We start from the raw sequence: 14250 nt of genomic DNA on the forward strand, positions 1-14250 counted from the left end.
TCGCGCAGAGGCGCAGAGGCGCAGAGGCGCAGAGGCGCAGAGGCGCAGAGGCGCGGAGGTGTTGCGTATGGGGAGGGGGCGTGATCTCCCTACGAGGGAGGGGGAGAGAGCTGCCGCTCCCCCACTCGTCATCCCGACGCACGTCGGGACCCATGGACGTGCTGGTGGAGCGGCGGCGCGCAACCTCGGGCCTCACCGCAACCATGGGCCCCGGCGTTCGCCGGGGTGACGAATAGGGGGAGGTGTCGCGTCCTACAGGCGCGACACCTCTGCGCCTCTGCGCGAACCAACCCTTCTTCCCTCCGCGCCTCCGCGTGACCCGATCTTCGCCGCGGCTTCGCGTGGATGCTTAGGACAGCGCCGCCTTCACCAAACCGCTCGCCTTGCTCATGTCGAGGCTGGCGGCGTGGCGCGCCTTCAGTTCGGCCATCACCCGGCCCATGTCCTTCATGCCCGTAGCGCCTAGCTCCTCCTTGATCGCGAGGATCGCGGCGGTGGTGTCCGCCTCGCTCATCTGTGCCGGGAGGAAGCGTTCGATCACCGCGACCTCGGCCTTTTCCGCATCGGCGAGTTCCTGGCGGCCGCCGGTCTCGTACATCGCGATCGATTCGCGGCGCTGCTTGACCATCTTCTGCAACACCTCGACCACCACCGCATCGTCGTCGGGCGTGTTGCCGCTGGTCCGCAGCTCGATGTCGCGGTTCTTGATGGCGGCCTGTATCAGGCTGATCGCATTGCGCGATTCCTTGTCGCCGGCCTTCATGGCGGTGACCTGGGCGGCCTTGATGTCGTCGCGAATCATGGGGAAGCTCTCGAAGAAACACTGGAAGCGACCGAGCCTAGCGGAGGAACGGCCGCCCGTGAACCGGTTGACCTGAGGGGGGCAGGGGTTTAGCGGGCGCCACTTAGCGACATAGACGAAATCTGTAGGAGTGCCCGCCAAGCCATGGCCGACGCCAAGCCCATTGCCATGCCTGCGAAGCCTGACGGCGCGACGGGTGTTCTGGTCCTCGCCAACGGTGATGTGGCCTGGGGTCGCGGTTTCGGGGCGGAAGGCGCCGCGGTCGGCGAGGTGTGCTTCCACACCGCGATGACCGGCTATCAGGAGATCATGACCGACCCCAGCTTCGCCGGGCAGATCATCACCTTCACCTTCCCGCACATCGGCAACGTCGGCGCCAACCCCGACGATATCGAGGCGGACGCGCCGCACGCGCTCGGCATGATCGTCCGCGAGGACGTGACCGCGCCGTCGAACTTCCGCAGCGTCGAGCGGCTCGACGGCTGGATGCAGCGCCATGCACGGATCGGCCTCGCCGGGATCGACACGCGCGCGCTGACCCGCCGCATCCGCGCGGGTGGCGCGCCCAACGGCGTCGTCGCGCATTCGGCGAGCGGCGAGTTCGACCTCGACGCGTTGCTGGCGATGGCGCAGGGCTGGCCCGGGCTGGAGGGGATGGACCTCGCCAAGGACGTCTCCACCGCGACGCATTATGCGTGGGGCGACGGCCGCGAGGGCGGGCCGTGGCGGCTCGGCTTCGGTTACGCCGGTGCCGACGAGGGCGAGCGCCCGCATGTCGTCGCGATCGATTACGGCAGCAAGCACAACATCTTCCGCAATCTGGTCCATGCCGGCGCGAAGGTCACGGTGCTGCCCGCCGCGGCGACGTTCGACGAGGTGATGGCGCTCGGCCCGGACGGCATCTTCCTGTCCAACGGCCCCGGCGATCCCGCCGCGACCGGGGATTATGCGGTGCCGGTGATCCGGCAGCTGCTCGACACCGGCAAGCCGCTGTTCGGCATCTGCCTCGGCCATCAGCTGCTCGGCCTCGCGGTCGGCGCGACGACGACCAAGATGTTCCAGGGCCATCGCGGCGCCAACCATCCGGTCAAGCGCCTGTCCGACGGCGCGGTCGAGATCACCAGCATGAACCACGGCTTCGCGGTCGAACGCGACAGTCTGCCCGCCAACGTCCGCGAGACGCACGTGTCGCTGTTCGACGGCTCGAACGCGGGGCTGGAGCTGACCGACCGCCCGGCATTCTCGGTGCAATATCACCCGGAAGCGTCGCCGGGGCCGCAGGACAGCCTGTACCTCTTCGAGCGGTTCGTGGGGTCGCTGCGGTGAGCAGTCGCTGGCTTTACAAGACCGCGACACTGCAAGCCGGCTTGCTGCGCTACACGTGGAAGGGTGAATCCGCCGAGATCACGGTGGATCAAGCTCTCCTAAATTTTGGCATGGACGGTTGGGAACTGGTGAGCACCCCGAGCTACGAAGCCGGGGGTACGACCAGCGAGATCATGTTCATCTTTAAGAAGCCCGCATAATATGCCCAAACGCACCGACATCTCCTCCATCCTCGTGATCGGCGCGGGGCCGATCGTCATCGGACAGGCGTGCGAGTTCGATTATTCGGGCACGCAGGCGATCAAGGCCCTCAAGGAAGAGGGCTATCGCATCGTCCTGGTCAATTCGAACCCGGCGACGATCATGACCGATCCCGAACTGGCCGACGCGACCTATGTCGAGCCGATCACCCCCGCGGTGGTCGCCAAGATCATCGAGAAGGAGCGGCCCGACGCGGTCCTGCCGACGATGGGCGGGCAGACCGCGCTCAACACCGCGCTGGCGCTGTTCCACGACGGCACGCTGGAGAAGTTCGGCGTGCAGATGATCGGTGCCGACGCCGAGGCGATCGACAAGGCGGAGGACCGGCTCAAGTTCAAGGACGCGATGACCAAGATCGGGCTGGAAAGCGCCCGCTCGGCGATTGCGCATACCGTCGAGGAGGCGCTCGCCGGTCTCGAGATCACCGGCTTGCCGGCGATCATCCGGCCGAGCTTCACGATGGGCGGGTCGGGCGGCGGCATCGTCTACAATCGCTCGGAATTCGTCGACATGGTCCGCAAGGGCCTCGACGCGTCGCCGACCACCGAGGTGCTGATCGAGGAATCGCTGCTCGGCTGGAAGGAATATGAGATGGAGGTGGTGCGCGATCGCAACGACAACGCCATCATCATCTGCTCGATCGAGAATGTCGATCCGATGGGCGTCCACACCGGCGATTCGATCACCGTCGCGCCGGCGCTGACGCTGACCGACAAGGAATATCAGATCATGCGCAACGCATCGATCGCGGTACTCCGGGAGATCGGCGTCGAGACCGGCGGCTCCAACGTCCAGTTCGCGGTCAATCCCAGGGATGGCCGCCTCGTCGTCATCGAGATGAACCCGCGCGTGTCGCGGTCGTCGGCGCTCGCGTCCAAGGCGACCGGTTTCCCGATCGCCAAGGTCGCCGCCAAGCTGGCGGTCGGCTATACGCTCGACGAGATCGAGAACGACATCACCGGCGCGACGCCGGCATCGTTCGAGCCGACGATCGACTATGTCGTCACCAAGATCCCGCGCTTCGCCTTCGAGAAGTTCAAGGGTGCCGAATCGGTGCTCGGCACCGCGATGAAGTCGGTCGGCGAGGTGATGGCGATCGGCCGCAACATCCACGAATCGATGCAGAAGGCGCTGCGCGGGCTGGAGACCGGCCTGTCGGGCTTCAACGCGGTCGAGCGGCTGGTCGGCGCGCCGCGCGCGGAGATCGAGGCGGCGCTCGCGGTGGCAACGCCGGACCGGCTGCTGGTCGCCGCGCAGGCGCTGCGCGAGGGCTTCACCGTCGCCGAGATCCACGCGATCGCCAAATTCGATCCGTGGTTCCTCGAACGGCTCGCCGAGATCGTCGCCGCCGAGGAGGAGGTCAGCACCAACGGCCTGCCGATCGAGGCCGCCGGCATGCGCCGGCTCAAGGCGATGGGGTTCAGCGACAAGAGGCTCGCCTATCTGGCGCTGCAATCGGCCAATCTGCGTGGCAATGCGCGTGGTATCGCGCGCGGCTCGGGGCTGATCCACGATGCGGTGGTGGCGATGACCGGCGGCGTCACCGAGGACGAGGTGCGCAGCCTGCGCCACCGGCTCGGCGTGCGCCCGGTGTTCAAGCGGATCGACACCTGCGCGGCGGAGTTCGACGCCAAGACGCCCTATATGTATTCGACCTATGAGGCGCCGAGCTTCGGCGAGCCCGAGGACGAGAGCATGCCGTCGGATCGCCGCAAGGTGGTGATCCTCGGCGGCGGGCCGAACCGGATCGGGCAGGGCATCGAGTTCGACTATTGCTGCTGCCACGCCTGCTTCGCGCTCGCCGATGCGGGTTATGAGACGATCATGATCAACTGCAATCCGGAGACGGTGAGCACCGATTACGACACGTCCGACCGCCTGTATTTCGAACCGCTGACCGCCGAGGACGTGCTGGAGATCCTGCACGTCGAGCAGAGCCGCGGCGAATTGGTCGGGGTGATCGTCCAGTTCGGCGGGCAGACGCCGCTCAACCTCGCGCGCGCGCTGGAGAAGGCGGGGATCCCGATCCTCGGCACCAGCCCGGATGCGATCGACCTCGCCGAGGATCGCGAGCGGTTCGCGGCATTGGTCAACAAGCTGCGCCTCAAGCAGCCGGCGAATGGCCTCGCGCGGAGCCGCGACGAGGCGGTCGCGGCGGCGGAGCGGATCGGTTACCCGGTGCTGATGCGGCCGAGCTACGTGCTCGGCGGGCGGGCGATGGAGATCGTCGATTCGCTCCAGCAGCTCGACGATTACATCCAGACCGCGGTGCAGGTGTCGGGCGAGAGCCCGGTGCTGATCGACCAGTATCTGCGCGACGCGATCGAGGTCGACGTCGATGCGATCTGCGACGGCGAGGATGTCGTCGTCGCCGGCCTGTTGCAGCATATCGAGGAGGCTGGCGTTCATTCGGGCGACAGCGCCTGTTCGATCCCGCCTTATTCGCTGACCCCCGAGACGATCGCCGAGATCGAGCGGCAGACGGTGGCGCTGGCCCATGCGCTGTCGGTCAAGGGGCTGATGAACATCCAATTCGCGGTGAAGGACGGCGAGGTCTATCTCATCGAGGTCAACCCGCGCGCGTCGCGCACCGTGCCGTTCGTCGCCAAGGCAATCGGTGTGCCGATCGCCAAGATCGCCAGCCGGGTGATGGCGGGCGAGATGCTCAGGGACCTGCCGCCGATCGACCGCCACATCGATTATTATGCGGTCAAGGAAGCGGTGTTCCCGTTCAACCGCTTCCCCGGCATCGACCCGGTGCTGTCGCCCGAGATGAAGAGCACCGGCGAGGTGATGGGGATCGACCCCGATTTCACCACCGCCTTCGCCAAGTCGCAGCTCGGCGCGGGCACGGTGCTGCCGACCGGCGGCACCGCGTTCGTCAGCGTCAAGAGCGGCGACAAGCCGCATATCGTGCCGGCGGTGAAGTCGTTGCTCGCGCATGGCTTCAAGGTGCTCGCGACCGGCGGCACCGCCGATTACCTCGAAACCGTCGGGCTGGCGGTGGAGAAGGTGAACAAGGTTGCGCAGGGGCGGCCGCATATCCTCGACCGGATCATGGATGGCGAGGTGACGCTGATCTTCAACACCACCGAGGGGTGGCAAAGCCTGAAGGACTCGAAGCCGATCCGTCAGGCGGCGCTGGCGCAGAAGATCCCGTATTTCACCACCGCGCCGGCCAGCGTGCAGGCGGCGGCGGCAATCGGGGTCACCTCCCTTGAAGTACGGCCGTTGCAATCCTACTATTCGCAGTCGCACAACTGATCCCGACATAATGACGTGATGTGCGGGGCGGGCCGATGAGGTCCGCCGCGGGGAATGAGTGAATTGGGGACGTAGATATGGCGACCGTCGAAAAGATGCCGATGCTCCAGGAGGGCTATGACACGCTCGTCGCGGACCTGAAGCGTCTGAAAGCCGAGCGTCCCCAGATCGTGGATGCGATCGAGGAAGCGCGTGCGCACGGCGATCTGTCCGAAAACGCCGAATATCACGCGGCGAAGGAACAGCAGGGCCAGAACGAGGCGACGATCAGCGACATCGAGGACAAACTGTCCCGCGCGCAGATCATCGATCCGCTGGAACTGTCGGGCGACAAGGTGGTGTTCGGCGCGACGGTGACGCTGCTCGACGACGACGACAAGCCGGTGAAGTATCAGATCGTCGGCCAGACCGAGGCGAATGCCAAGACCGGCCGGATTTCGTACAATTCGCCGCTGGGGCGCGCGCTGATCGGTCGCCGGGTGGACGACGAGGTCGAGGTGTCGGTGCCGGCGGGCGATCGCTATTATGTCGTGTCGAAGGTCGAGTTTATCTGAGCTGTTTTGCGCGGGTGGGGCCGAGGGCGTAGCGTAGGCGCGTTGGCGCGTTTTATCCCGCGCGCCGTATCTTCCCCTCCGTCAGGCCTGCGGCCTGCTACCTTCCCTTGGCGGGGGAGGACATTGTTGGGGTAGCCAAAGCTATCTTCGTCATCCCGGCGAAAACCGGGACCCATGGACACGATTCCATAAGTGTAGGCGCGCCTCACGCCCGTTCCGTCCCCATGGGTCCCGGCTTTCGCCGGGATGACGAGTTAAAGATCCCTCTGCTTCCCAAACGCCGTCATCCCCGCGCAGGCGGGGATCCAGACGCGCGGACCTTGCGACCCCATCGCGACGTCAGCGTTTATGGATCCCCGCCTGCGCGGGGATGACGATGGTGGGGGCTGGAGCGGCGGCCTGTCCCGCCGTCCCGTGCCTCACGCCGCCGGCGGGGTCAGCAGTTCCGGCTCGAGCAGGCGGTGCAGGTGGACCACAACGAACTTCATCTCGGCGTCGTCGACGGTGCGTTGCGCATTGGCGCGCCAGGCCTTTTCGGCGCTGGCATAGTCGGCGAAGATGCCGACGACCTCGAGCTTCGACGGATCGGCGAATTCGAGGGTGCGGGGGTCCTTGACGCGGCCGCCGAAGACGAGGTGGAGCTTGCTCATGCGCGTATCCCGGGTGTGAGGGTCAAGCCCAGCGCCCTAGCGTGTTGCGCTGCGATATTGAACCCCCGACGCCATCAGCCGCCGCCGGACCCTCCGGCAGCGGCACGCGGCGTCAGCCCTTGTTGGCGGCGGTCTTGACCGCGGCCGAGCCGGCGGTGGTCGCCGCCTTGGCGATGCCCTGGAACATCGACTTGACCTGATCCTTGGCCGCGTCCTTCGACAGGCCGGCATTCTGCAGCTCGCCGGCACCGGCTTCGCGCGCGGCCTGGATCGCGCCGCGCGCGCGTTCGCCGAGCGTGCGGCCGAGCGGCGCGAGCAGCTCCTTCTCCTTCTCGGACCGCGGGATCAGCGCGCCGGCGAGCGCGCCGATCGCGAGGCCGCCCGCGACGATGGCGAGCGGATTGTGCTCGACCGCGTCGGCGGTGCGGCGGGCGGCGTCGGTCGCGACATGCTTGGCGTCGTCGATACGGGCGTGGATGTCGTGATTGTCGGTCATGCGTCTATCCTTCGTGCGGGGGCGCTATGGTCAGATGTACGGGGTCAGTCCTGCGGGCCGAGACCTGGCTCGTGGTCGCGGTGGCCGGGCTTGTGCTTGGGTTTGCGCCGGAACAGCGCGACGATGCGATGGCGGGCGAGGAACAGGCCGGCGACCGCGGTGGCGCCGGCGACCGCACCGGGGTTGCGCACCGCGGTGTTGAGGCTCGCCTGCGCCGCTGCGCCGCCCTTGTCGGTGAGCTCGCGCGCCGCCTGCAAGGCCAAAGCACGCGGGTTGAGCCGCACCTGAAGCTTGCCGAGCGTCGCGTTGAGGCGCTCGCGCGCGGCAAGCGCTTCGGCTTCCGCCTCGGCGAGGCGCAACGTCGGGAGCGGCGCGCTCATCGCGGCGTCCCCGGCGCGAGTCGGCCCTTGCCGACGATCGCCAGCACCGCCGCGATCGCGAACACGCCGATCACCACCGCGGCGGTGGCGAGACCGGGGCCGATCAGCGTCGCGAGGCTGAGGATCAGCCCGACGAGCAGCGCGACCAGCCCGGCGAGCGCGAGTACCGCCGCGGCGACGAAGAAGATCGCCGCGTTCTTATAGGCGCTGGTGCGCTCGCCGACGCGGGCCTTGACCAATGCCACTTCGGCACTGGCGAGGCCGCGCGCGTCATCGACGAGTTGCGTGACGAGCGTGGCGATGCTGTCGTCTTCGGTCATCGGCTGGATCGTCGCCATGGGGTCGATCAGGCCTTGTTGCCGTCGATACCCGACTGGACGAGGCGGGCGACCGCGAAGCCCAGCGCGGCGGCCACGCCGACCGCGACGCCGGGGCTCTTGCGGACGAACTCACGCGCTTCTTCAATCAGCTCCTCGGTGTCCTTGCCCTTGAGCTGCTCGGCGAAGTTGGACACCGTGCCGGCGGCGGTGCGGGCATAATCGCCATATTGCGCGCCGAGCTTCTCATCGACCTGCTGCGCGGCGTCGTTGATGAGCTGCGAGAGCTGGTCGAGACCGCCCACGGCGCGTTCCTTGCCGGTGTCGGCGAGAGTGCGGATGCGGTCGGTCGCCTGCGCGCCGTATTTGGACGAATAGTCCTTCACCGTCTGCTTGGCCTGGTCGGTCTTGCTCGCGGCGGCGTCGGTGGTGCCGGCAGCGGTGGTGTCGCCGTCGGTGACGGTCGTGAAATCGGTATCGGCCATGGCTCACCCTTCCTATGTTCGGCACGCTCAACCCCGGCCCGACCGGCCCGGTTCCCTCGTCGTCGCGGAGATTGCCGCGACCCGGCCGGCGCGGTAGAGCGCGCGCATCACGCCCCAGAGGTAGGAGCATCGTTACGTGACCGCAATCATCGACATCCATGGCCGCCAGATCCTCGACAGCCGGGGCAACCCGACGGTGGAAGTCGACGTGCTGCTGGAGGACGGCAGCTTCGGCCGCGCGGCGGTGCCGTCGGGCGCCTCGACCGGCGCGCACGAAGCGGTCGAGAAGCGCGACGGCGACAAGAGCCGCTGGGGCGGCAAGGGCGTCGACGAGGCGATCGAGGCGGTCAACGGCGAACTGGTCGAGGCGCTGCTCGGGCTCGACGCGGAGGATCAGGCGGATCTCGACGCGGCGATGATCGAGCTCGACGGCACCGAGAACAAGGGCCGGCTGGGCGCGAATGCGATCCTCGGCATCAGTCTCGCCGCCGCCAAGGCCGCGGCGGAGGCGCGCGGCATGCCGCTCTACAAATATGTCGGTGGCGTCTCGGCGCACGTGCTGCCGGTGCCGATGATGAACATCATCAACGGCGGCGAACATGCCGACAATCCGATCGACTTTCAGGAATTCATGATCGTGCCGGTCGGCGCGGCGAACATCGTCGAGGCGGTGCGCTGCGGCTCGGAGATCTTCCACACGCTGAAGAAGGCGCTGCACGACAAGGGTCTGGCGACCGGCGTCGGCGACGAGGGCGGCTTCGCGCCGAACATCGCCAGCACCGAGGAAGCGCTCGGCTTCATCATGCAGAGCATCGAGAAGGCGGGCTATACGCCGGGCGACGACGTGATGCTGGCGCTCGATTGCGCCGCGACCGAATTCTACAAGGACGGCCGCTACGATATCTCCGGCGAGGGCAAGGTGCTCGAAAGCGGCGCGATGGCCGAATATCTCGCTGACCTCACCCGCCGCTATCCGATCTTCTCGATCGAGGACGGCATGAGCGAGGACGATTGGGAGGGCTGGAAGGCGCTCACCGACCTGATCGGCGACAAGGTGCAGCTCGTCGGCGACGATCTGTTCGTCACCAACCCGAAGCGCCTGAAGCGCGGCATCGAGGGCGGCTATGCCAATTCGCTGCTGGTCAAGGTCAACCAGATCGGCACGCTGACCGAGACGCTGGAAGCGGTGACGATGGCGCAGCGCGCGCGCTACACCGCGGTGATGAGCCACCGTTCGGGCGAGACCGAGGATGCGACGATCGCCGACCTCGCCGTCGCGACCAATTGCGGGCAGATCAAGACCGGCTCGCTGGCGCGCTCGGACCGGCTCGCCAAGTACAACCAGCTGATCCGTATCGAGGAAGAGCTGGGCGATTCGGCACGTTATGCCGGCCGCGACGTTCTGAAGGCTTGATCCGGCACGAACGGCAAGCGAGGATGCAGGGCATGGCGGCACGCGGACAGAGACCATCGGCTTTTGCCCGGACGATGCGCCGGGCCGCGCTGCCGGCGCTGGGGCTGACGATCATGGCGTTCTTCGGCGCCTATGCGGTGCTCGGGCCCAACGGCATCCTCGCTTACGGCGATTACAAGAAGCAGCTGGTGCGGCGGGAGAAGCAGTTCGCCGCACTCGACCAAAAGCGCGCGGTGCTCAAGAACCGCGTGGCGCTGCTCGATCCGGATCACGCCAATCCGGATATGGTCGACGAGATGGTGCGCAAGGAACTGAATGTCGCGCATCCCGACGAGGTGATCGTCCCGCTGAAGTGATCGTCTATTTCCTGGTCGGCGGCGTGGTCAGTCGCATATGCGCGTCTGTTTGGACCCACGCCGTCACCCCGGCCTGATGCCGGGGTCCTGCTTCTTCTTCGGACGTTGCGAAGAAGAAGCAGGACCCCGGATCAAGTCCGGCATGACGGGGAATAGAATTGCCATCGTAACATTCGAACGGTCGTACGAAATAGTCCTTCCCGCCACGGGGAGGATTGCGCTTCATTCGCTGACGTGGCCGGGGCCGAGATCGCCGTCGCCGCCTTTCGGTCGGCCTTCGCCGCCGGTGACCGGATAGCCGTCGCCGGTCGCGGCGTCGGAGTCGAAATCCTCGCCGGGGTTGCCGCCGCCGGCGCCGCTGCCGCTGCCGTGGACCTCGCCGGTCTGCGGGTCGAACGAGGCGCGGCGGCCGTTGTCGGGCGGGATCACCGAATCGTGCGGCGGTGCCGGGTCGCCGGGGCGGGCGGAGACGGTGCCACCGGGGCGTTGCGCGCCGAGTGCCGCCTCGCGGTCCTTGTTATACTCCTGACCGGAATGGCCGTCGGCGTCGTCGAACGGATTGCCGGCGGGATCGCGCTCGGGATCGGCCTTGGTATCGCGGGACGTGTCGGACATGGGGACCTCCTGATCTCTCGAAACGGCAACGCCCCGCGCTCCACCGGTATCCGCCGGCAGCTTTTCTACCGAACGGTATAAAAGCCGTTGACGACCGCCGCAGCCGCTTCTATACCGAACAGTATAGAAGATGGCGGCGAGGGATCGCGGGCATCGGACGGAAACACCCGGATGCCCTTCGCAGTGCGGCGGCAAAAGGGGTGCAACAATTCGCACGTATCGGTCTGCATCGCCATGGATGCGGAAGGGTGGCGTGCGATGTCGAGAAGGGAGTGACGCCATGGCTTTTCTTGCTTTTGCCGAACCGGGCAACGCCGGTTATGCGCGGGTGAGCGCGCCCGTCGCGCGGCCGGTCGTGGTGTCGGAGACAGCGCCGCTGGCGCAGGCTGCAGAGGAGGAACGGCCGGTGCTGACGGAGCTTGAGCGTTCGGTGATCGGGATCGCGCGGCAGGACGGCCTGTCGACGCTGCGCCAGCCGGGCCGGCTGACCCGTTGGCTCGGCCTCGTGTTCGGCGTGCGGATCAGCCCGCAGCTCGCCGACCCCAAGCTCGAGGCGTTGCGCCGGATCGCGGTGCTGAGCTGGAAGCGCGGCTATGCGATCGCGTCGGCCGAGGTGAAGGCGTTCCTGGCATCGGGCTATTCGCCGGCCTTCTACGAACTGGTGGTCGATACGATCGCCTCGGCCCGGCAGGCGGAAGCGCGGCGCGGGCGGGCGTGAGGCTCGGGGGATGCTGCGGCGTCCCATTTTCTCAATTTGGTAGGCCGTTGCGATATACGGCTGCATTGTTCGGTTGAACGCCGATTTCGCGAGACGTCCGACGTATTGCGACGGGGGAACGACCTCCACTAAAGGCGACGCATCTCCTCAGTGTTCCCGCGAAAGCGGGAACCCAGGGTCAAGCAAAACAACGTCTTATAGCGTAAGTGACTCCTGGGCTCCCGCCTGCGCGGGAGTACTGGCAAGGTTGTTCGGAGGTCTCGCCCTCTGCCTCCAGATGGGATGACGGACAACGACCGCGAACGGTTCGCAGCATCCGTTGACTTTGTATTTGTCGGAGTGTCCAGCGGGTAGCGGCTCTATGCCTTGCCCGACGTCTGCCTCTCTTCACCGAACAGCGCCGCGACCACGTCGGCGGAATGGACCGGCTTTTCGTGGCGCGGGACGTTGCGAAACCGGTCATCGATCGTCCAGGCGTCATAGCCGGTGACGAACAGGAACTTCGTCCCGGCGGCGGCCAGCAGCGCCGCGACGGGGTAGCTCATCTCGCCGTGCAGATTGATGTCGAGCACCGCACCGTCGAGCGGCGGAGCGATCGCGAGCAGTTTCACCGCGGCGGCGAGCGTGCCGATCGGGCCGACGATCTCCGCGCCGAGGCCGCGCAGATCGCGTGCGAGGTCGTCCGCGACGAGATATTCGTCCTCGACGATCAGGATGCGCCGGCCGCGAAGATCGGTCATGCGCGCGCCCGCTCCGCCGCCGGTCGAGACATGGCCGCAGGCGGCGTTCGGCAAGGGGCGGAGCAGACCGGCATATCCGGCAGGCCTAGCATGGACTTGGTAGTGCGACGCAACATTCGCCGCGTCCTGCCGCGGTTCGTCGCGCGACGCCACCCATTTGTCCGGCAAATTGACGAATAGCGAAACGCGGGATAGCATCGGCGGGCACGCGCTGGGACGCGTCAGGGGAGAGTGATGAAGGTGATGTCGAGGCTGTTGTTCTGTTCCGCGCTGGCGGTTCTGGTCTCCGGCGGCGCAGCGGCGCAGCAGGCCACGCCGGCGGCCGCGCCGTCCGATATCGTGTCGGTGCGTGGCGATCGTCCCGGTCCGAAATTTGACAAGCGGCTGTTCGGCCAGTTCGCCGAACATCTCGGCACCGGCATCTATGGCGGCATCTGGGTCGGCCCGAACAGCAAGATCCCCAACGTCCGCGGCTATCGCAGCGACGTGATCGAGGCGCTGAAGGCGATCAAGGTGCCGGTGGTGCGCTGGCCCGGCGGCTGTTTCGCCGACGAATATCATTGGCGCGAAGGCATCGGCCCGCGCGGCAAGCGCCCGGTCAAGGTCAACACCAATTGGGGCGGCGTGACCGAGGACAATGCGGTCGGCACGCACGAATTCATGGATTATTCCGAGCTGCTCGGTGCCGAGGCCTATGTGTCGGGCAACGTCGGCTCGGCGCCGCCGCGCGAGATGGCCGAATGGGTCGAATATATGACCTCGCCGACCGGCTCGACGCTCGCCAAGGAGCGCGCCGCCAACGGCCGCAAGGAACCGTGGAAGGTGCCGATGTTCGGCATCGGCAACGAATTGTGGGGCTGCGGCGGCAATATGGCGCCCGAATATGCCGCCGACGAGACGCGCCGCTACGCGACCTTCGTCAAGGCGCCCGACGGCGTGCCGATCATGAAGGTGGCGAGCGGCGCCAATGCCGAGGATTACAACTGGACCGAGGTCATGATGCAGAAGGCGGGCAACGCCTTCTCGGGGATCGGCGTCCATTATTACACCGTGCCCGGCAGCTGGGAGAAGAAGGGCGCGGCGACCGGCTTCGACGAGGAAGCCTGGGCGCGGACGCTCGCCAAGACGATGAAGATGGAGGAATTGCTCCAGGGCCATTCGCGGATCATGGACAAATACGATCCCAAGAAGCGGGTGGCGCTGCTCGTCGACGAATGGGGCACCTGGTACGATCAGGAGCCGGGGTCGCATCCGGGCTTCCTCTACCAGCAGAACAGCCTGCGCGACGCGGTGGTGGCGAGCCTCAACCTCGATATCTTCGCGCGCCATGCCGATCGCGTCCGCGGCGCCAATATCGCGCAGATGGTCAACGTGCTGCAGGCGATGCTGCTGACCGACGGCAACCGCATGGTGAAGACGCCGACCTATTGGGTGTTCGACCTGTACAAGGGCTATCAGGACGGCACCGTCCTGCCCGCCGAGGTCAGCTCGCATTGGTATAAGAACGGCGGGCACGAGTTGCGCGCGGTCAGTTCGAGCGCGGTGCGGGGCACCGACGGCGTGGTGCACGTCGCGCTGACCAACGTCGATCCGAACCAGCCGGCGAACGTGACCGTGCAGCTCGCCGGGATCGCCGGGGGGACCGTGACCGGGCGTATCCTGACGGGCACGACGATGGACGCGCACAACACCTTCAATGCGCCCGACGTGGTCAAGCCGGTGGCGTTCACCGGGGCGACGCTGTCCGGTGGAACGCTGTCGGTGACGCTGCCGGCGAAATCGGTGGTGATCCTCGACATCCGATGAACGGGCAGGGGGCGGCGGTGTCGCCCCCGATGTCGAAGGCTGCGAAGGCGCTTATATTCCCCGTGA

16 protein-coding genes are annotated in these 14250 nt (G+C 66.8%); 8 read left to right on the top strand and 8 right to left on the bottom strand.

Annotated elements, in window-relative coordinates; all coding sequences use genetic code 11:
- Positions 1–349 precede the first annotated feature (349 nt).
- Complete coding sequence (locus AC07UH_RS12570; protein ID WP_038660877.1) at positions 350–802, bottom strand: GatB/YqeY domain-containing protein; 453 nt, start codon at positions 800–802, stop codon at positions 350–352.
- Positions 803–946: 144 nt separating this feature from the next.
- Here AC07UH_RS12570 and carA point away from each other — a divergent pair, with 144 nt between their 5' ends.
- The 4 genes from carA (at position 947) to greA (ending at position 6207) form a co-directional block, all read left to right on the top strand.
- Positions 947–2128 carry a glutamine-hydrolyzing carbamoyl-phosphate synthase small subunit gene (gene carA, locus AC07UH_RS12575; protein ID WP_495180693.1) on the top strand — a complete coding sequence of 394 codons (1182 nt, stop codon included), beginning with the start codon at positions 947–949 and terminating at the stop codon, positions 2126–2128.
- On the top strand, positions 2125–2328 hold the full coding sequence (locus AC07UH_RS12580; protein ID WP_038660871.1) for a DUF4177 domain-containing protein: 204 nt from the start codon (positions 2125–2127) through the stop codon (positions 2326–2328). Before carA ends, AC07UH_RS12580 begins: the two co-directional genes overlap by 4 nt.
- Before the next feature lies 1 nt (position 2329).
- Entirely contained in the window at positions 2330–5653 is a 3324-nt protein-coding gene (carB, locus tag AC07UH_RS12585; RefSeq protein ID WP_495180694.1) for a carbamoyl-phosphate synthase large subunit, read from the top strand.
- 77 nt (positions 5654–5730) lie between these two features.
- Positions 5731–6207, top strand: a complete 477-nt coding sequence (gene greA / locus AC07UH_RS12590) for a transcription elongation factor GreA (RefSeq protein ID WP_038660865.1) — start codon at positions 5731–5733, stop codon at positions 6205–6207.
- Between the two features lie 419 nt (positions 6208–6626).
- On the opposite strand, the gene AC07UH_RS12595 is transcribed toward greA, so the two are convergent.
- The 5 genes from AC07UH_RS12595 to AC07UH_RS12615 form a co-directional block, all read right to left on the bottom strand.
- Positions 6627–6857 carry a DUF4170 domain-containing protein gene (locus AC07UH_RS12595; RefSeq protein WP_038660862.1) on the bottom strand — a complete coding sequence of 77 codons (231 nt, stop codon included), beginning with the start codon at positions 6855–6857 and terminating at the stop codon, positions 6627–6629.
- 112 nt (positions 6858–6969) lie between these two features.
- Entirely contained in the window at positions 6970–7353 is a 384-nt protein-coding gene (locus AC07UH_RS12600; protein WP_495180695.1) for a hypothetical protein, read from the bottom strand.
- A gap of 44 nt (positions 7354–7397) precedes the next feature.
- On the bottom strand, positions 7398–7733 hold the full coding sequence (locus tag AC07UH_RS12605) for a DUF3618 domain-containing protein (RefSeq protein ID WP_495180696.1): 336 nt from the start codon (positions 7731–7733) through the stop codon (positions 7398–7400).
- The gene (locus AC07UH_RS12610; protein ID WP_245640857.1) at positions 7730–8053 is read right to left on the bottom strand and encodes a phage holin family protein; all 324 of its coding nucleotides are present in this window, start codon (positions 8051–8053) and stop codon (positions 7730–7732) included. Before AC07UH_RS12610 ends, AC07UH_RS12605 begins: the two co-directional genes overlap by 4 nt.
- Before the next feature lie 26 nt (positions 8054–8079).
- Entirely contained in the window at positions 8080–8535 is a 456-nt protein-coding gene (locus AC07UH_RS12615; protein ID WP_495180697.1) for a hypothetical protein, read from the bottom strand.
- 136 nt (positions 8536–8671) lie between these two features.
- On the opposite strand from AC07UH_RS12615, the gene eno reads away from it, so the two are divergent.
- Complete coding sequence (gene eno / locus AC07UH_RS12620) at positions 8672–9949, top strand: phosphopyruvate hydratase (RefSeq protein WP_038660852.1); 1278 nt, start codon at positions 8672–8674, stop codon at positions 9947–9949.
- A gap of 32 nt (positions 9950–9981) precedes the next feature.
- Positions 9982–10305, top strand: coding sequence for a septum formation initiator family protein (locus AC07UH_RS12625; protein WP_052075787.1), 324 nt, complete (start codon positions 9982–9984; stop codon positions 10303–10305).
- A gap of 222 nt (positions 10306–10527) precedes the next feature.
- Here AC07UH_RS12625 and AC07UH_RS12630 read toward each other — a convergent pair whose 3' ends face one another.
- Positions 10528–10920: a hypothetical protein gene (locus AC07UH_RS12630; RefSeq protein ID WP_495180698.1), complete on the bottom strand. Its 393-nt coding sequence runs from the start codon at positions 10918–10920 to the stop codon at positions 10528–10530.
- 280 nt (positions 10921–11200) lie between these two features.
- On the opposite strand from AC07UH_RS12630, the gene AC07UH_RS12635 reads away from it, so the two are divergent.
- The gene (locus AC07UH_RS12635) at positions 11201–11638 is read left to right on the top strand and encodes a hypothetical protein (RefSeq protein WP_038660845.1); all 438 of its coding nucleotides are present in this window, start codon (positions 11201–11203) and stop codon (positions 11636–11638) included.
- Between the two features lie 359 nt (positions 11639–11997).
- On the opposite strand, the gene AC07UH_RS12640 is transcribed toward AC07UH_RS12635, so the two are convergent.
- Positions 11998–12378, bottom strand: coding sequence for a response regulator (locus AC07UH_RS12640; protein WP_495180699.1), 381 nt, complete (start codon positions 12376–12378; stop codon positions 11998–12000).
- Positions 12379–12612: 234 nt separating this feature from the next.
- Between AC07UH_RS12640 and AC07UH_RS12645 the strand changes: the two genes are divergently transcribed.
- Positions 12613–14184, top strand: coding sequence for an alpha-N-arabinofuranosidase (locus AC07UH_RS12645; RefSeq protein WP_495180700.1), 1572 nt, complete (start codon positions 12613–12615; stop codon positions 14182–14184).
- Positions 14185–14250: the final 66 nt, after the last annotated feature.

This window comes from Sphingomonas sp. GW821-FHT04B01 (genome assembly GCF_059420425.1).